Raw genomic sequence first — 17,536 nt, 5'->3', positions numbered from 1 at the left:
CCCAATTGGGGGACGTAGCCAACGGCGGACTGAGCTTCGTCACAGCAGCCTCTCCACTTGGGCCCCGGCCTCCGCCGGGGTGGTATCTTTGTCTACGCTGGAACTCACGCGAGCGTCGGATGCAGCCGAGCACGGGCACAAAAGGAATGATAAGGAGCAAACACACCCAACACCCCAAACCGCTCCCCTCCCTTCCAGGGAGGGGCGAAGCAGAAGCCCGCTACTCACCAAGGAGGACCTGCTCGGGCGGGTATGATCAGGGAGAATCAGGCGGGGGCGATCAGGCAGAAACTGCTAAGTCGGGCACCGCCCGCTCCCAAGATCGTATCAAGTTTCCGCAACCGAGAAGCTGGGGACCGGCCTAGCACAACACATCAGACCGCCCGCGCCAAACCAAACACCGACCCAGCCACTACCCCCGCACAACCCCAACATCCGCAAACCGCCGCGGCTCGACCGGCGGCACCGCAGGTTCGTTCAGCTCGCACTGCCAGTGCCCCACGTCGATCCACTGCCCGTTCTTGTACCCGACCTCGCGGTACACCCCCGCGCGACGAAACCCGACCGCCTCATGCAGTTTGATCGACGAGTCGTTCGGCAGCGCGATCGCTCCGATCGCCTGCGTAAACCCTTGAGCCCGCAGCGTATCGATCAGCGCCTCGTACAACAGCCGCCCCGCGCCCTGCCGCTGCGCCGCGTCCGCGACATACACCGTGGTCTCGCACGCGAACCGGTACGCCTCGCGCTTGTGGAACGCCGAGGCATAGGCATAGGCCAGCACGCCGCCCTCGGTTCCGATCGTCGCGACCAGCCAGGGATACAGCCCGTCCGACGCCGCCATCCGCGCGCGCATCTGCCGCGCATCGGGCGCCTCGGTCTCGAACGACACCGTCCCGACCAGCACGTGCGGCGCATAGATCGCCGCGATCGACGTGGCATCCTCGGGCCGCGCGGCCCGGATCACGATCCCGCCCCCGTTGCCAGTTGCGGTCACCACCATCAGAACCCGATCCGCGCCAGCAGCAGGTCGAGCAACTTTGCATCGCCGATGCCCGCCGTCGTCGGCCCCATCCCGCCACATTCCAGGCACCGAGCCTGGATCGAACCCGACGTCGCCAGCCGCTTCATGTCGCCGACCGCCCGCGCGAGCATCTGGCGCCGGTCCGCCGCGACGTGCTCGAACGCGTCGCCGCCGGTCGCTCCATCTGCGGCATCATCCTCGTCGCCACCGAAATCCTGCGCGATCGTCGCGAGGAAGCCCGGCTTCTTCTCCAGATACTCCGCGTGCACCTTCGCCGGATCGAGCTTGGCGCGCTTGGCCGCCTCGTCGATCGCGTCCTTGAGCGTCCCGAACCGGTCGACCAGCCCGATCTGACGCGCGGTGCCGCCATCCCAGACGCGCCCCTGTCCGATCGCGTCGACCCGCGCCGGCGTCATCTTCCGCGACGCGGCGACGCGCGAGACGAACTGTCGATACCCGTTCTCGATCCCCGCCTGTGCAATCGCATCGAACATCGGCGTCGTGCCGCCGGTGATGTCGGGCTGCCCTGACAGCGGCGTGGTCTTCACGCCGTCGCTGGTCACGCCGATCTTGGCGAGCGCGTTCTCGAAGGTCGGGATTACGCCGAAGATGCCGATCGAGCCGGTGATCGTGCCGGGTTCGGCAAAGATCACGTCGGCCGGCGTCGACACCCAGTATCCGCCGCTCGCTGCCAAGCCGCCCATCGACACGACGATCGGCAGCTTCTGCCGCTTGGCCTCCAGGATCGCGAGCCGGATCTGTTCCGACGCCAATACCGAGCCGCCCGGAGAATCGACGCGCACGACCAGCGCCTTCAGCGTCTTCTTGGCGAGCCCGTCGAGCACCGCCTTCTCGATCGTCTTGCCCGCCGCCTTGCCGGGGCCGCTCTCGCCGTCGACGATCTCGCCGGCGATCGTCAGCACGCCGATCGATTCGCCCGCGGTCGGCAGGGGGTTGGCCTTCACCCAGGCGTCGTATTTGATCGTCGTGAAATTGCCTGCCGGTTTGGAATCGTCGCTGCCGGCATATTCCGCCACGCGGCGCCCGAACGCGGTCCGGTCGCCGAGCTTGTCGACGATACCCGCGCGCAAATTCGCTTCGGCGATGTTGCCGTTCGACGCGAGAATCACCTTGTCGGGCGCGCTCATGAACTGCGCGATCTGCGCCTTGGGCCGAGCCTTCGCGACGGCCTCGCGCCACTGCGAGAACAGCGTACCGTACAGCGCGGTGCTGGCGGCGCGCGCGTCGTCGCTCTGGTCCGTCCGCGTGTAGGGCTCGACGAACGACTTGTATCGGCCGACGCGGTAGACGTGCGCGTTAACCCCGAGCTTGTCGATCAGGCCTTTGTAGTAAAGCTGGTTTCCGCCCGGTCCCATGAAGATCGTGCCGCCCAGCGGGTTGACCCAGACCTCGCTCGCATTCGCCGCAAGACGGTAGCCGCTATCGGTGTACGCAGTCGCATAGGCGAGTACCGGCTTGCCGCTCGCCCGCACCCGCGCCAGCGCATCGCCGACTTCGCCCAGGACCGCAGGATACGCACCGCCGAAGCTGTCGAGATCGAGCACCACCACCTTCACGCGCGCATCGGTCCGCGCGGTATCGATCGAGCGGACCACGTCGCGCAGGCGAAACTGCCGCGTCCGGCTCTGCCCCGACAGCGCGGCAAACGCGGCCTGCTCTTCCGGCTGCTCGACGATCGAACCGTTCAGGTCGAGCACCAACGCACCGTCCTTGATCGCCGTGGTGCTCTGCCGCGCATTGAGCGCCGCGAAGATCAGCCCGAAGAACAACAGCATCGCGATCAGGACGAGCGCATCCTTGATCGCCACGAGGAACTTCCACACGCCCCGCACCAGCCGCCATTTCTTCCGCGGCGGCCGGGCTGGATCGACATAGGAGGGGGCATAGGACGGCGCAGCGGTATCGGTCATGACACGAGAGCTAGAGCATGCGCGGACGGAGGTAAATGCCCTGTATTACCGTGCCAATACAGACAGCGTTCTAGCCCGAACAGCGCTCCGAACGCCACAAAGTCCCCCTCCCGCCTGCGGGAGGGGTTAGGGGAGGGGCGTCCCCCAAACGCCCCGCCTTGGAAAAGCCCCTCCCCCGACCCCTCTCGCAAGCGGAAGGGGGGCAGAAGTAAAGGTTCGCCGAGCTTGTTCTACTGCGAACGCAGGAGCCCAGGATCCCAAGCGCCGCCCTCCGTTCCCCCGGGACTCCTGCGTGCGCAGGACAACGGCAGCACTCATCACCACCCCTCAGCCACGACGCCCGAAACCCAAGCTCGCCCGAAAAAATTTCACCCGCGGAACCTTTGACATGAGCTTGGTGCAGGCACATATGCCTTCCGTTGGCACTCGATAACCTCGAGTGCCAGAAATCTGTCACAATCCAAAAGGACATGGACCCCATGAACTTTCGTCCGTTGCATGACCGCGTGCTGGTGAAGCGCCTCGAAGCCGAAGAGAAGACGGCTGGCGGCATCATCATCCCCGACACCGCCAAGGAAAAGCCGCAGGAAGGCGAAGTCGTCGCCATCGGCACCGGCACCCGCGCCGAGAACGGCACGATCACCCCGCTCGACGTCAAGACCGGCGACAAGATCCTGTTCGGCAAATGGTCGGGCACCGAGGTCAAGGTCGACGGCGAAGACCTTCTGATCATGAAGGAATCTGACATTCTCGGGATCGTCGGCTAACCCCGATCGACCTCAGGGATCGGTTTTTCAGACCTGATCTTGGCCTAACCCGGCCTAACCTTCTTTTTCTATATCTCATCTGAAAGGGCAGCTGACATGGCTTCCAAGGACGTGAAATTCGGTCGTGACGCGCGTGAGCGCATCCTCCGCGGCGTCGATATCCTCGCCGACGCGGTCAAGGTGACCTTGGGCCCAAAAGGCCGTAACGTCGTCATCGACAAGAGCTTCGGCGCACCGCGTATCACCAAGGACGGCGTCACCGTCGCCAAGGAGATCGAGCTCAAGGACAAGTTCGAGAACATGGGTGCGCAGATGCTGCGCGAAGTGGCCTCGAAGACCAACGACATCGCCGGCGACGGCACGACCACCGCAACGGTCCTCGCTCAGGCGATCGTCCGCGAAGGCATGAAGTCGGTCGCAGCGGGCATGAACCCGATGGACCTGAAGCGCGGCATCGATCTCGCCGTCATCAAGGTCGTCGAGGACGTCAAGGCACGTTCGAAGCCGGTTTCGGGTTCGAAGGAAGTGGCGCAGGTCGGCATCATCTCGGCAAACGGCGACCGTGAAGTCGGCGAGAAGATCGCCGAAGCCATGGAGAAGGTCGGCAAGGAAGGCGTGATCACCGTCGAGGAAGCGAAGGGTCTCGAATTCGAGCTCGACGTCGTCGAGGGCATGCAGTTCGACCGCGGCTATCTGTCGCCGTACTTCATCACGAACCCCGAGAAGATGACCGTCGAGCTTCAGGATCCCTACATCCTGATCCACGAGAAGAAGCTCTCGAACCTGCAGGCGATGCTCCCGATCCTGGAAGCCGTCGTTCAGTCGGGTCGTCCGCTCCTGATCATCGCCGAGGACATCGAGGGTGAGGCTCTGGCCACGCTCGTCGTCAACAAGCTGCGCGGCGGCCTGAAGGTCGCAGCGGTCAAGGCACCCGGCTTCGGCGATCGTCGCAAGGCGATGCTCGAGGACATCGCGATCCTGACCAAGGGTGAGATGATCTCGGAAGACCTCGGCATCAAGCTCGAGACCGTCACGCTCGGCATGCTCGGCACCGCCAAGCGCGTCACGATCGACAAGGACAACACTGTCATCGTCGACGGTGCCGGTGATCACGACACGATCAAGGGCCGCACCGAAGCGATCCGCCAGCAGATCGAGAACACGACCAGCGACTACGACAAGGAGAAGCTCCAGGAGCGTCTCGCCAAACTTGCCGGCGGCGTTGCCGTGATCAAGGTCGGTGGTTCTTCGGAAGTCGAAGTCAAGGAGCGCAAGGACCGCGTCGACGACGCCCTGCACGCAACCCGTGCAGCCGTCGAAGAAGGCATCGTCCCCGGCGGCGGTACGGCTCTGCTGTACGCAACCAAGGCGCTTGACGGCCTCGAGGGTGCGAACGACGACCAGACGCGCGGCATCGACATCGTCCGCAAGTCGCTGACGGCTCTGGTTCGCCAGATCGCTCAGAACGCAGGTCATGACGGTGCGGTGGTTTCGGGCAAGCTGCTCGACGGCAACGACTCGAACATCGGCTTCAACGCCGCGACCGACACCTACGAGAACCTGGTGGAAGCCGGTGTGATCGATCCGACCAAGGTCGTCCGCACCGCGCTGCAGAACGCAGCATCGGTCGCAGGCCTCCTGATCACGACCGAAGCGGCCGTGAGCGAGATGGCCGAAGACAAGCCCGCCATGCCCATGGGCGGCGGCGGCATGGGCGGCATGGGCGGCATGGGCGGCATGGACTTCTGATTTCGGACGGGGCCAGCGAGAGCTGGTCCCGACACGAAATCAGAACGGCCGGCGGGCTGGCGGCGAAGCCACCAGTCCCGTCCGACGAAAAGGGCCGGCTTTGCCGGTCCTCCGTTCCGAACAGACGACCAAAGCAAAGGGCCAGGGAGCAATCCCCGGCCCTTTGTTTGTCCGCCCAACCAGCGTATGTCCCGGACATGGCGAGCGACCCGCACTATCGGCTGCTGACGGCCGAGGAATTCCTCCAGATCGACTTCGGCTCCGACATGAAGGCCGAACTCGACAACGGCGTCATTCGCATGATGGCCGGTGGCACCCGAGAGCATTCGCGCGTGCAGGTAAACCTGACGGCGTTCGTCCGGTCTGCTCTACGCGGCTCAGGCTGCACACCCTACGGCTCCGACATGGCAGTCCGCACGCGAGACCGGTCGGTACGCTACCCCGACCTCACCATCGACTGTGGTGCGCCCGGCGACCGACCCGACGATCTGACCCTGTCCGATCCCCGCGTTATAATCGAGATTTTGTCCCCCTCGACGCGACACTTCGATCTGACCGTCAAGAAGGACGAATATCGTGCGATCGATTCGGTTGACACGCTCGCCTTCGTAGACGTCGATGCCGAGGCGCTGTCGGTTCATCAGCGGATCGAGTGCGGCTGGATCGAGACGTTATTCTCAACCTCGTTAGATCTCGTCATTCCCTCGCTAGGCCTGACCATTCCGCACACCGAGATCTTCGCCCGGGACTAAAAACCCGCTACCGGCCGCCGCTTGGTGTCCGGCGCTCGCCAAACTACCAGCGCTATGCATCAGCAGCACCGGCACAAGCTGGATCGCCGCAAGATTGTCGAACGCGTCCACTACGGTATCGATCATCTCAACGCAGATACGAGGCTAACCCCCTCTCCCGACCACCAGAACCTCCCTCCGATTCAACGGTTTGTAATTCTGTTTCCTTGATCGCCACGCGAAGGGTGCAACCGTCATAGGTTCACGCTACCATCACGGCATGACCGCAGGACGCATCGATCAGTTGACCGAAGCCCAACGCGCCTGTCTCCGGCTCGTACTGACGCATCACAACTCCAAGGAAATCGCACTGATCGTCGGCGTGTCGCCGTCGGCGATCGACAAGCGGATCGAGCGTGCGATCCAGATCCTCGGCGTCGGCACGCGGTTCGAGGCTGCGCGCCGGTTGCAGGACCATGAGCGTGGCGGGACCGAGCATCAGCGGGGCGGGACCGAGTATGCCACGCCGGTCCGCAATCGCCCGTCATCCGACCCTCGCGCCGCTGCCCACACGCGCGCCGCTACCGACCCTGCGTCGCCCTTCGAACAGGCGTCGACATACGAACGGCTACCATCCGAACCACTCGACATTCCCTTCCCCCTCTCAACGTCTGCAAGCAGTGTTCAGATCGAGCCGTGGGGGTTTGTTCGCCGCTTCCTCGGACTATCCGGTGGCAGCGGATCGGCGGGGGTGGCGCGCAATCGGTTTTCGCTCGGCGACAGAATATTTCGACTGCTCGCACTCATGGGATTGATCGCCGTCACGTCGATGGCGGTCGTCAACATGGCGATGACGTTGACCACGCTGTTACGATCGAACCGAGACCAGAGCGCTCCCGTACACGGCACCGCAACGTCGGTGCCTAGGGGAGGACTTTCGATGTTGAGGGAACGACGCCGCGCTGCCGACAGGGTAGCCAATGACTTTCTTGAGGCAGAGGCCGCGGTCGACAAGGCCGCGATGCTCACCGCTTCCTGCATGGCGACGCTGATGCAACAGCGCGTCGCGGCGAACCTGCCGCTCGGCACCGGCGCCGCCGCGTTGCAGATGGTATCGCAGGCATCGTTCGAGATGGTCGCCGTCCGTCAGCGCTTCATCGAAGCGCACCGCGCACTGGTCGATGTCCGTACCGAGATCGGCCTCGGCCAGTTCTATGGCTATGGCGACACCGCGGAATGCCCGCCGAACGAGGGCGCGATACGGATCGCTACCGGCTTCGACGCCCCCGTCCATCTGGCCCCGATCCACCTGGCTCCGGTCCATCTGGCCGCGGCCGCCTGAACGACCGGCTACGGTCCTGCGGAGGTAAGAGTTGGATCGGGTCTGGGTGTTCTACGCGATACAGTTGACTGCATCCGGCTATGCGCTCCTGCGGGGCGGGGCGCCGGAGCGGTTGACGGGTCTGGCCCTGTTGCTGGCGGCGCTCTCCACCAGCGTCATCCAGCGCGACATCCCGGTGCTGTTCGCCGGGATGGAAGTCGGGGTGATGATCGTCGACCTGATCCTGCTCGTCGTGATGATCGTGATCACGTTGCATGCCGATCGCTTCTGGCCAGCCTGGGTCACTGCGCTCCACGCGTTGGGGACGGGGGCCCATCTGGCCAAGGCGATCAGCCCCGACGTCATCCGCCTCGTCTACGCCGTCCTCTCTGCCGTCTGGAGCTATCCCATCGTCCTGCTTCTCGTGATCGGGACGGTCAGGCATTCGCGACGGATCCAGGCCAAGGGCTGGGATCTCGACTGGAGTCGCCAGGACCAAACTATCCGATAAGCGAATTCGGAAGACGTTTATGACTTACGCACTTGCCGTAACGCCGATCAACATCGCCAAGCGCACGGCGCCGTTCGCCGTACCAGACACTATTCTGGTCGATATGGCGCGGCGGCTGTACGAACTCCGCAAGGTCCGCGATGCCATGCTCGGCGACGCGCTGTTTTCGGAACCTGCCTGGGACATCCTGCTCGACCTGTTCATCTCGGAACACGAGCAACGCCGGCTGAGCGTCTCGGCGGTCTGCATCGGTGCGCGCGCGCCATCGGCCACCGCGCTACGCTATCTGACGATGTTGCAGGACGCCGACCTGGTCGAACGCATCCGCGACGCGCGGGACGGCCGCCGTTCGCACGTCCAGCTGACCGCGCTCGGTCGATTGCGCATGACGAACCTGCTCGGACGCTTGATCGAGGCGTAGCAGAGCGTGAAGGGCAGGTTCGTCCCCGGGAGACCGAACCTGCCCTTCGTCAGCCCTAACGTGCCGCCGCCGCCGGTTGGCGCGGCGCCACGATCTTCACCAGCGTATTGACCGCCTGGCGGGTCGGCAGGGGCCCGGACGCCGTCAATGTCTTCGCCGCATCGTTCCAACGAAGAACAGCGCTAGATCCGCCACCCTTCTTGTAGCCATTGGTCACGCCGTCATCGTCGTACAGCGTGAAGCTCGCGTCGCGGCCCGGATAGACCTTGATCGTCTCGAGCGCCTGCTTCGTAGCCGTGCTCGGCATCTGCACGCCCATCGGCACGATCGACCCGGCACGGACGAACAGCGGAATGCGGTCGATCGGCGCCGCGGCCTCGATCGTCTGGCCGCCGGCATGGCGCTCATCGGTCCAATAATCATACCAGTCCGAACCAGCGGGCAAATAGACCTTGCGGCTGGTGACGCCCTGTTCGGTGACGGGCGCGACCAGGAAGGCCGGGCCGAACATATATTCGTCGCCGATCGTCGCGACCGCCGGATCGTTGGGGAAGTCCATGAACAGCGCGCGCATGAACGGCGCACCGGTCCGATAGGTCTGGTACCCAAGCGAGTAGAGATACGGGATCAGTGCATATCGCAGCTTCAGGAAGCCCGCGAGCACCGGTTCGGCCGCCGCACCATAATCCCATAGCGCCGTCGCCGGGCGCTGGCCGTGGATACGCAGCGTCGGCGTGAAGCTGTTATACGCGAACCAACGCGTGAACAGCTCGGGATAGTCGGTGTAGCTCGGCGACATCGCAGTCGCACCAGCCGGATCGAGCAGTGGTGCATGCTCGGCCTTCGGCCCGTTCGGATACTGCCAGCCGCCCGTGTCGCTGCTCCAATACGCCATGCCGCTCGCGGTAAAGCCGAGCCCGGCGGGAACCTGGCGGTGCAGCGTCTCCCAGTTCGCCTGCACGTCCGACGACCAGAACAGCGCCCCGTTGCGCTGCGTACCCAGATACGCCGCGCGGGCGAGGATCAGGTTTCGGAAGTCCGGCCGATCGCGTGCGGAGCCCTCCGCGACGCCGTTGGTGTGCACCAGCGGATAGAGGTTGTGGTACCGATCGCCCGATCCGATCGAGAAGAAATTGCCGTCCGGCACGAGGTCCGGCTCGGTCTCGTCGAGCCAGAACCAGTCGAAGCCCTGGCTCGCGATATTGTCGCGGACCCGGTCCCAGAACCAGCCGCGCGCATCCGGGTTGGTCGAATCGAGCAGCGCCCCGGCACGGTCCGAACGGATCGGCAGGCCGTCCACGACTTCGCCGTCCTTGTCCTTCAGCAGCCACCCCTTCGTGCCTAGGAAATTGAAATAGCGCGATTCCTTCTCGAACCGAGGCCACACGCTGATGATCGAATGCATCCCCATGCTCTTCAGCGTGTCGTTCATGCCCTTGGGATCGGGGAAATAAGTCCGGTCGATGTCGAGCTGGCCCATGCGCGTCCAGTAGAACCAGTCGAGCACCATCACGTCGAGCGGCAGGCCGCGTTTGCGGTAGCCATTCGCCATGCCGAGCAGTTCGGCCTGCGTCTCATAGCGTGCCTTCGACTGGATCAACCCGAACGCGGCCTTCGGCGGCAATGGCGTCGCGCCGGTCAGCTTGGCATAGCCGGCATAAAGTTCGTCGGTGGTGTTGCCGGTGATGACAAAGAACGACACGCGCTCGCCGACGTTCGACTGCCAATGCGTCGAGTTCGACAGGCCGGGGGATACGGTGGTCGCAGACGGATTGTCCCAGACGATGCCATAGCCCTTGTTGGTGACCATGAACGGCACGCACACCGTCTCGCCGGCGGGCGCATCGTAATTGTGACGGCAATCGATCGTGCGACCCTTGAGATCGAGCACGCCTTCCTGGTTTTGGCCGAGCCCGTAATAATGCTCGTTTGGCTGCACCGCGAAGCTCGCGCCGACGCGGAACGTCTTCTCGCCGTTGACGGTCTGCGGCGACATCTCCCAACCGGTCATCTCGGCGATCGTCGAGCCGTCGGGCTTGCGCACGGCGATCGAAACAGGCGGCAGCGACGGCGCGAAGTAACGCTGCATCTGCGATGGTGCCTTGGGCCAGGGCTGTGCCTTCACGGTCAGCGCCATCGCGCTCGAGGCGAACACGTCGCCGCTCGCATCGGTACGGTGCGTCCAGCCGGTCGAATCGGACTTGGCATTGGGGCCTTCGCCCGGTGGTGCATCCGCCAACGCGCGATCGAGCGAAATCGTGACGCGGACGATGTTCGGCGCATAAGGTTCGATCGCGACGAGGCTTCCGTTCTGGTCGAGCGTCGCGATCGGATCGGCCGTCGCCTGCATCGTGAATGCCGACGTCAGGCAGGTGCCGATCAGCAGAAGGCGCGCAGTGGAGAGAAGGGTCGGCATAGGGTCGGGTTTTCCGTCAGCTAAAGCCTGCACAGACGCGCAAGGTTCGTCTGCGAACATGTTCGGTTTGCGATCGGAATGCCAGCCGTCACGTGGTCGTATAATTAGACCGAACTCTGCCGGTCTGACCGGGCATAGTGCGACGAGCGGGACACGGCGATGTATCACGGGGTAGGCTAGGTGCTGCCGATCAGGCATGGCGTCCGCGTCTAACGAGGTGAGCGAGCAGATGGACGACCGAGCGACGATGCCGCGGATTGCGGGGCCCGAGGATCATGTCGTCGTCGTCGGGGGCGGGTTCTCCGGTGCGTTGTTCGCGGTCAATCTGATCCGGCACGAGGGGCCGCGCGTGACGCTGATCGAGCGACGTGACCGGCAACTCGCACGGGGCGTTGCCTATAGTGCGGCGCATCCTGATCACCTGCTCAACGTCCGCGCCGGGAACATGAGCGCGCTCCCCGACGATCCCGATCATTTCGTTCGCTGGCTGGAGGCGCACGGCAAGGGCGACCGCAAGACTTTCGTCCCGCGTACGACGTACGGCGCATATCTGCGCGAACTGCTCGATAGGGCAATCGCGGAGTCGAACGGGCGGCTGGTTCATGTCGAGGGAGAGGTCTGTGCGATCGATCCGGTGACCGGCGACGGCGACGGCGACGGCGACGGCGTCACGCTAACGATGGCTGACGGGCGGAAAATCACCGCCGACACCGCCGTGCTCGCGCTCGGCAATCTGCCACCACACACGCCGCCGGGCTTGAAGCCGGAGGCCTTGCCCGCGGGCGTGTATTGCGCGGACCCGTGGGCAGCCGATCTCGCCGAAGGTCTAGGCGCCGACGACACGGTGGTGCTGATCGGAACAGGGCTGACCGCGATCGACGCAGCGCTGTTGCTCGATGCGCAGGGATTTGCAGGCCACATCCTCGCCACCTCGCGCCGTGGACTGTCGCCGCGCCGCCATGTCGACGGCGCCCCCGCGCACCGCGGCGTGTCGGACAAGCCGCAGGGCGGGCTGACCGACCTCGTCCGTCATGTCCGTGCGCGGACCGAAGACGGTGGCTGGCGGGCGGCGGTGGACGAACTTCGTCCCGTTACGCAGATGCTGTGGGCGGCAGCGTCGCAAGACTTGCGCAGCCGTTTCCTCCGTCACCTGCGCCCCTATTGGGACGTCCACCGCCACCGCCTCGCGCCTGCCGTCGCCGACCGCGTCGAGGCGCTTGTCGCAACCGGTCGACTGACGTTTGCAGCGGGCAAGATCGTCTCCGCCGAGGCCGACGGGCCGCACGCAAAGCTGACCTGGCGACCCCGCGGCAAAACCGCGACCGTCGTCACGCACGCCGCGCGGATCGTGAACTGCACCGGGCCGCAGGGCGACCTGTTGCGATCGGAGGAGCCGCTCGTGAAGCACCTGCTGGCTACGGGCGCGATCCGGCCCGATCCGCTGCGGCTCGGTGTCGACGTTGACGCGCAATCGCGGGCGATCCGGCGCGATGGCACGCCCGACGACCGGATCCACTGCATCGGTCCGATGACCCGCGGCGGGCTGTGGGAGGTCGTCGCAGTGCCCGACATCCGCGTCCAGAGCTGGGACCTCGCCCGCCGCCTGTCCAACGCACAATGGGTCGGCGGCGAGGGCCTGTAATCGCGGCGGCAAAAGAGGGCCGCGCCACTTAATAATTCCGACAATACTACGCGAAACATATGCTCCGGCCCGGCAATCGATCTCGAATTGCTACGTCGCCGGAGCCTAATTGCCAGTCCTCGCGAACCGCTATCCTTTCGGCGGCGCTCGCATGGGGACCATATGCACATTCTTCGTTTCGTCGCCGCCGCCGGTATCCTGACCGGCCTCGCCACGCCCGCGTTCGCACAGGATACCGCGCCGCCCGCTCCCGTCACCGTCAGCGGGGCGGTCACGCTCGCGACCGACTACCGCCTGCGCGGCGTGTCGCAGTCGGACAAGGACGGCGCGATCCAGGGCGGGCTGACGATCGCGCACCAGAGCGGCGTGTATGTCGGCGCCTGGGGTTCGAACCTGTCGGGTTGGGGCACGTTCGGTGGCTCGAACATGGAGCTCGACCTGATCGGCGGCTACAAGCACAAGCTCGCGGACAACGCGACGATCGACGTCGGCCTGACCTGGTACATGTATCCGGGCGGCGCCTCGAAGACCGACTATGCCGAGCCCTATGTGAAGCTGAGCGGCACGACCGGCCCGGCCACGCTGACCGCCAGCGCCTTTTATGCGCCGAAGCAGCAGGCACTCGGCAAATGGTATCGCACCGGCGCCGATGCGGCCGCGGGCGTCTACACCAATCCCGGCGGCAAGACCGACAATCTCTACCTCACCGGCGACGGCGCGTTCGCGATTGCCGGCACGCCACTGACTGCCAAGGCGCATATCGGCCATAGCTGGGGCAATGACGGCCTCGGCCCCAACGCGACCAGCGTGACGCCGACCGGCGAGTACTGGGACTGGTCGCTCGGCGCGGACGCCACGTACAAAAACCTGACCTTCAACGTCAGCTATGTCGACACCGACATCACGCGTCGTAGCGCAGCGCATCTCCAGCCGAGCTTCTCGCGCGGGCAGGACGGCACCGGATCGATCGCCGACGGCACCGTGGTTGCCTCCCTTACCGCCGCCTTCTGACGAGGAACGACCGATGCAGGATCTACTCTGGATAGCGATTATGGTCGGGCTGGTGGCGGCGACGCTCGCCTATGTCCGTCTGTGCGATAACGCGTGAGGACGCAGCCATGACCCTCGACCTCTGGCTCGCCGCGATCGTCGCGCTCGGGCTGCTGTTTTACCTCGTGGCGGTGCTGATCCGTCCCGAACGCTTTTAGGAGCGCGCTCCCATGACATTCCAGGGATGGATCCTGATCCTCGGCTTCGTCGGCATATTGCTGGCGTTGACCAAGCCCGTCGGCCTGTGGCTGTTCGCGCTGTACGAAGGCCGCCGCACGCCGATCCACGCCGTCCTCGGCCCGGTCGAAACGGGCTTCTACAAGCTCGCCGGGATCGACCCGAACCAAGAGCAGGGCTGGCGCCGCTATGCGCTGCACATGCTCCTGTTCAACGCGACGTTGATGGCGCTGACTTACGCGGTGTTGCGCCTGCAGGGCGTGCTGCCGGGTAACCCGCAAGGCCTCGCAGGACTCGCACCGCACCTCGCGTTCAACACCGCGATCAGCTTCACGACCAACACCAACTGGCAGAGCTATGGTGGCGAATCCACCATGTCGAACTTCAGCCAAATGTTCGGCCTGACGATCCACAACTTCCTGTCGGCCGCGACCGGCATCGCGCTGGCGTTCGCGCTGTTCCGCGGGTTTGCGCGGCGCTCGGCCACGACGATCGGTAACTTCTGGGCGGATGCGACGCGCGTCACATTGTACCTGCTCCTGCCGATTTCGATCGTCTACGCGCTGTTCCTGATCGCCAGCGGCGTGCCGCAGACTCTCGCGGGCGTCGTCGACATCCAGACGCTGGAGGGCGCGAAACAGTCGCTGCTGCTCGGCCCGGTCGCCAGCCAGGAAGCGATCAAGATGCTCGGCACCAATGGTGGCGGCTTCTTCAACGCGAACTCGGCGCATCCGTTCGAGAACCCGACCGCGCTGACCAACCTGATCCAGATGCTGTCGATCTTCGTGATCGGCTTCGGCCTGACCTGGACGTTCGGCAAGGCGGTCGGCAACACGCGCCAGGGCTGGGCGATCCTCTCGGCGATGCTCGTGCTGTTCCTCGCCGGCGTCACCGTAACCTATGCCCAAGAAGCTGCGGGTAACCCGATCCTCCACCAGATCGGCGTCGCAGGCGGCAACATGGAAGGCAAGGAGGTCCGTTTCGGGATCGCCGCGTCCGCGCTGTTCTCGGTCGTCACGACGGCGGCATCGTGCGGTGCGGTCAACGCGATGCACGACAGCTTCACCGCGCTCGGCGGCATGATCCCGCTGCTCAACATGCAGCTCGGCGAAGTCGTCATCGGCGGCGTCGGCGCCGGCATCTACGGCTTCCTGCTGTTCGCCATCCTCGCGGTGTTCGTCGCAGGCCTGATGGTCGGCCGCACGCCCGAATATGTCGGCAAGAAGATCGAGAGCCGCGAAGTGAAGCTCGCGGTGCTGGCGATCGCGATCCTGCCGCTCGTTATCCTGGGCTTCACCGCGCTCAGCGCCGTGCTGCCCGCCGGACTAGCAGGGCCGCTCAATAAGGGGCCGCATGGGTTCACCGAGATCCTCTACGCCTTCACCAGCGGGGTCGGGAACAACGGCTCGGCGTTCGCGGGCCTCACCGCCGCGACGCCCTATTATGACGGCCTGCTCGGGGTCGCGATGTGGCTCGGGCGCTTCTTCATCATCGTGCCGATGCTCGCCATCGCCGGGTCGCTCGCCGCCAAGAAGCACACGCCGGAAAGCACGGGCTCGTTCCCGACGACGGGTGCGCTGTGGGTCGGCCTGCTGGTCGGGATCATCCTGATCGTCGGTGGCCTGACCTTCCTGCCGAGCCTCGCGCTCGGTCCCATCGCCGATCATCTCGCGATGATCAGCGGCAAAACCTTCTGACGGGACAAGCCAAAATGGCACGCACCCCTACCAAGTCGCTGTTCACGGCCGACTTGATCATCCCGGCGATCGGCGACGCTTTCCGGAAACTCGATCCCCGGCAGTTGATCCGCAACCCGGTGATGTTCGTCACTGCCGTCGTCGCCACGCTTTTGACGATCCTCGTCAACGTCGGCGGCGACGGGCTGTCGGTCGGCTTCAAGATCCAGCTGGTGATCTGGCTGTGGCTGACGGTGCTGTTCGGCACCTTCGCCGAAGCGCTCGCCGAAGGCCGCGGCAAGGCGCAGGCCGCGTCGTTGCGCGCGACCAAGGCCGAACTCACCGCCCGCCGCATGAAGGGGGATCAAGTCGAGTCCGTCCCCGCGAGCATGCTTCGCTCGGGCGACATCGTGCTGGTGACGATGGGCGACCTGATCCCGGCGGACGGCGAAGTCGTCTGGGGCGTCGCCTCGGTCAACGAAGCCGCGATCACCGGGGAGAGCGCACCCGTGATCCGCGAGGCTGGCGGCGATCGCTCCGCCGTCACCGCGGGCACGCGCGTCATCTCCGACGAGATTCGTGTGAAAGTCACCGCCAACCCCGGCGAAGGCTTTCTCGACCGCATGATCGCACTCGTCGAGGGCGCCGAGCGGCAGAAGACGCCGAACGAGATCGCGCTGACTTTGCTGCTCGTCGGGCTGACGATCATCTTCCTGATCGCGGTCGGCACGATCCCGGGGTTCGCCAGCTACGCGGGTGGCCGCGTGCCGGTCGCGATCCTCGCGGCGCTGCTGATCACGCTGATCCCGACGACGATCGCCGCACTGCTGTCGGCGATCGGGATTGCGGGAATGGACCGTCTGGTGCGCTTCAACGTGCTGGCGAAGTCTGGCCGTGCGGTCGAGGCGGCGGGCGATATCGACGTCCTGCTGCTCGACAAGACCGGCACGATCACGATCGGCGACCGCCAAGCGAGCGAGTTCCGCAGCGTTGGCGGCACGCGCGACGAGGAACTGGCCGAGGCAGCATTGCTGGCGAGCCTCGCGGACAAGACGCCCGAAGGCCGCTCGATCGTCGTGCTGGCACGAGAAAAGTTCGGCGTCACGACCAATGAACTCCCGAGCGATGCGGAAGTCATCCCCTTCACGGCTCAGACTCGCATCTCGGGCGTGAAGGTGAATGGCTCGCTGATCCAGAAGGGCGCGGTCGACTCGATCCTGAAGGCCAATCCGGGGGCTGGGGCAACCGCCGCCGCAACCGAACTGCGCCGCATCACCGACGAGATCGCCCGTGCTGGCGGCACGCCGTTGGCGGTGGCCCGAGATGGCCGGTTGCTCGGCGCGATCTTCCTCAAGGACGTTGTGAAGGCTGGCATCCGCGAGCGTTTCGGCCAGCTGCGCGCGATGGGCATCCGCACGGTGATGATCACCGGCGACAACCCGCTCACCGCCGCTGCGATCGCTGCCGAAGCAGGGGTCGACGACTTCCTCGCGCAGGCGACGCCGGAGGACAAGCTCGACCTGATCCGCAAGGAACAGCAGGGCGGCAGGCTGGTCGCGATGTGCGGCGACGGCACCAACGACGCGCCGGCACTCGCGCAGGCCGATGTCGGCGTGGCGATGAACACCGGCACGCAGGCGGCGCGCGAGGCCGGCAACATGGTCGACCTCGACAGCGATCCGACCAAGCTGATCGAGATCGTCGGTCTCGGCAAACAGCTGCTGATGACTCGTGGTGCGCTGACGACCTTCTCAGTGGCGAACGACGTCGCGAAGTATTTCGCGATCATCCCGGCGATGTTCGTCGCGCTCTATCCGGGGCTCGGCGTGCTCAACGTGATGCGGCTAGGGTCGCCCGAAAGCGCGATCCTGTCGGCGATCATCTTCAACGCGATCATCATCCCGATGCTGGTGCCCCTCGCGCTGAAGGGCGTCGCGTACAAGCCGATGGCTGCGGGGCCGCTGCTCGCGCGGAACCTCGCGGTGTACGGCCTGGGCGGCCTGATCGCGCCGTTCGTCGGGATCAAGCTCATCGACCTTCTGGTCGGCGCGCTGGGGCTGGCATGATGACCAAGCCTGACCCGTGGCGTGCACATGCATCCTCAGCGCAACCCTTATTACCAC

The 17,536-nt window shown here is 65.2% G+C and carries 14 protein-coding genes; 11 read left to right on the top strand and 3 right to left on the bottom strand.

Going from position 1 to position 17,536, the window contains the following annotated elements; all coding sequences use genetic code 11:
- Positions 1 to 412: 412 nt before the first annotated feature.
- On the bottom strand, positions 413 to 1,000 hold the full coding sequence (locus tag QFZ54_RS10700; RefSeq protein WP_307086983.1) for a GNAT family N-acetyltransferase: 588 nt from the start codon (positions 998 to 1,000) through the stop codon (positions 413 to 415).
- The gene (gene sppA / locus QFZ54_RS10695; protein ID WP_307086982.1) at positions 1,000 to 2,952 is read right to left on the bottom strand and encodes a signal peptide peptidase SppA; all 1,953 of its coding nucleotides are present in this window, start codon (positions 2,950 to 2,952) and stop codon (positions 1,000 to 1,002) included. Before sppA ends, QFZ54_RS10700 begins: the two co-directional genes overlap by 1 nt.
- A 479-nt stretch (positions 2,953 to 3,431) precedes the next feature.
- On the opposite strand from sppA, the gene groES reads away from it, so the two are divergent.
- From groES to QFZ54_RS10665, 6 genes are all read left to right on the top strand, one after another.
- The gene (gene groES, locus QFZ54_RS10690; RefSeq protein ID WP_056052039.1) at positions 3,432 to 3,719 is read left to right on the top strand and encodes a co-chaperone GroES; all 288 of its coding nucleotides are present in this window, start codon (positions 3,432 to 3,434) and stop codon (positions 3,717 to 3,719) included.
- 96 nt (positions 3,720 to 3,815) lie between these two features.
- Complete coding sequence (gene groL, locus QFZ54_RS10685) at positions 3,816 to 5,468, top strand: chaperonin GroEL (protein ID WP_307086981.1); 1,653 nt, start codon at positions 3,816 to 3,818, stop codon at positions 5,466 to 5,468.
- A gap of 167 nt (positions 5,469 to 5,635) precedes the next feature.
- Positions 5,636 to 6,220 carry a Uma2 family endonuclease gene (locus QFZ54_RS10680; protein WP_307086980.1) on the top strand — a complete coding sequence of 195 codons (585 nt, stop codon included), beginning with the start codon at positions 5,636 to 5,638 and terminating at the stop codon, positions 6,218 to 6,220.
- 259 nt (positions 6,221 to 6,479) lie between these two features.
- A complete protein-coding gene (locus QFZ54_RS10675; RefSeq protein WP_307086979.1) occupies positions 6,480 to 7,541 on the top strand; it encodes a sigma factor-like helix-turn-helix DNA-binding protein in 1,062 nt (353 codons plus the stop codon).
- Positions 7,542 to 7,572: 31 nt separating this feature from the next.
- Positions 7,573 to 8,031, top strand: a complete 459-nt coding sequence (locus QFZ54_RS10670; protein WP_307086978.1) for a hypothetical protein — start codon at positions 7,573 to 7,575, stop codon at positions 8,029 to 8,031.
- Between the two features lie 19 nt (positions 8,032 to 8,050).
- Positions 8,051 to 8,452, top strand: a complete 402-nt coding sequence (locus QFZ54_RS10665) for a winged helix DNA-binding protein (RefSeq protein ID WP_307086977.1) — start codon at positions 8,051 to 8,053, stop codon at positions 8,450 to 8,452.
- Positions 8,453 to 8,507: 55 nt separating this feature from the next.
- On the opposite strand, the gene QFZ54_RS10660 is transcribed toward QFZ54_RS10665, so the two are convergent.
- Positions 8,508 to 10,802 carry a glycoside hydrolase family 31 protein gene (locus QFZ54_RS10660; protein ID WP_307089387.1) on the bottom strand — a complete coding sequence of 765 codons (2,295 nt, stop codon included), beginning with the start codon at positions 10,800 to 10,802 and terminating at the stop codon, positions 8,508 to 8,510.
- A 295-nt stretch (positions 10,803 to 11,097) separates the two neighbouring features.
- On the opposite strand from QFZ54_RS10660, the gene QFZ54_RS10655 reads away from it, so the two are divergent.
- The 5 genes from QFZ54_RS10655 to kdpB all read left to right on the top strand — a co-directional run bounded on the left by QFZ54_RS10655 (position 11,098) and on the right by kdpB (position 17,479).
- A complete protein-coding gene (locus QFZ54_RS10655; RefSeq protein ID WP_307089385.1) occupies positions 11,098 to 12,510 on the top strand; it encodes an FAD/NAD(P)-binding protein in 1,413 nt (470 codons plus the stop codon).
- Positions 12,511 to 12,672: 162 nt separating this feature from the next.
- Positions 12,673 to 13,521 (top strand): TorF family putative porin, encoded by an 849-nt coding sequence (locus QFZ54_RS10650; RefSeq protein WP_307086976.1) that lies wholly within the window; start codon positions 12,673 to 12,675, stop codon positions 13,519 to 13,521.
- A 107-nt stretch (positions 13,522 to 13,628) separates the two neighbouring features.
- Positions 13,629 to 13,718 (top strand): K(+)-transporting ATPase subunit F, encoded by a 90-nt coding sequence (gene kdpF / locus QFZ54_RS10645; protein ID WP_055875324.1) that lies wholly within the window; start codon positions 13,629 to 13,631, stop codon positions 13,716 to 13,718.
- 12 nt (positions 13,719 to 13,730) lie between these two features.
- Positions 13,731 to 15,434, top strand: coding sequence for a potassium-transporting ATPase subunit KdpA (gene kdpA / locus QFZ54_RS10640; RefSeq protein ID WP_307086975.1), 1,704 nt, complete (start codon positions 13,731 to 13,733; stop codon positions 15,432 to 15,434).
- Between the two features lie 14 nt (positions 15,435 to 15,448).
- Positions 15,449 to 17,479: a potassium-transporting ATPase subunit KdpB gene (gene kdpB / locus QFZ54_RS10635; RefSeq protein WP_307086974.1), complete on the top strand. Its 2,031-nt coding sequence runs from the start codon at positions 15,449 to 15,451 to the stop codon at positions 17,477 to 17,479.
- Positions 17,480 to 17,536: the final 57 nt, after the last annotated feature.

It is taken from the genome of Sphingomonas faeni (assembly GCF_030817315.1).
Taxonomy (GTDB): Bacteria; Pseudomonadota; Alphaproteobacteria; order Sphingomonadales; family Sphingomonadaceae; genus Sphingomonas; species Sphingomonas faeni_C.
This window is presented reverse-complemented; position numbering and strand designations above follow the sequence as displayed.

Bases quoted from the DNA above. Each gene is read 5' to 3' on its own strand.
- QFZ54_RS10650 (WP_307086976.1), top strand. From the start codon at position 12,673: ATGCACATTCTTCGTTTCGTCGCCGCCGCCGGTATCCTGACCGGCCTC.
- QFZ54_RS10660 (WP_307089387.1), bottom strand. From the start codon at position 10,802: ATGCAGGCGACGGCCGATCCGATCGCGACGCTCGACCAGAACGGAAGC.
- QFZ54_RS10665 (WP_307086977.1), top strand. From the start codon at position 8,051: ATGACTTACGCACTTGCCGTAACGCCGATCAACATCGCCAAGCGCACG.
- groL (WP_307086981.1), top strand. From the start codon at position 3,816: ATGGCTTCCAAGGACGTGAAATTCGGTCGTGACGCGCGTGAGCGCATC.
- kdpB (WP_307086974.1), top strand. From the start codon at position 15,449: ATGGCACGCACCCCTACCAAGTCGCTGTTCACGGCCGACTTGATCATC.
- sppA (WP_307086982.1), bottom strand. From the start codon at position 2,952: ATGACCGATACCGCTGCGCCGTCCTATGCCCCCTCCTATGTCGATCCA.
- kdpF (WP_055875324.1), top strand. From the start codon at position 13,629: ATGACCCTCGACCTCTGGCTCGCCGCGATCGTCGCGCTCGGGCTGCTG.
- QFZ54_RS10655 (WP_307089385.1), top strand. From the start codon at position 11,098: ATGGACGACCGAGCGACGATGCCGCGGATTGCGGGGCCCGAGGATCAT.
- QFZ54_RS10675 (WP_307086979.1), top strand. From the start codon at position 6,480: ATGACCGCAGGACGCATCGATCAGTTGACCGAAGCCCAACGCGCCTGT.
- groES (WP_056052039.1), top strand. From the start codon at position 3,432: ATGAACTTTCGTCCGTTGCATGACCGCGTGCTGGTGAAGCGCCTCGAA.
- QFZ54_RS10700 (WP_307086983.1), bottom strand. From the start codon at position 1,000: ATGGTGGTGACCGCAACTGGCAACGGGGGCGGGATCGTGATCCGGGCC.
- kdpA (WP_307086975.1), top strand. From the start codon at position 13,731: ATGACATTCCAGGGATGGATCCTGATCCTCGGCTTCGTCGGCATATTG.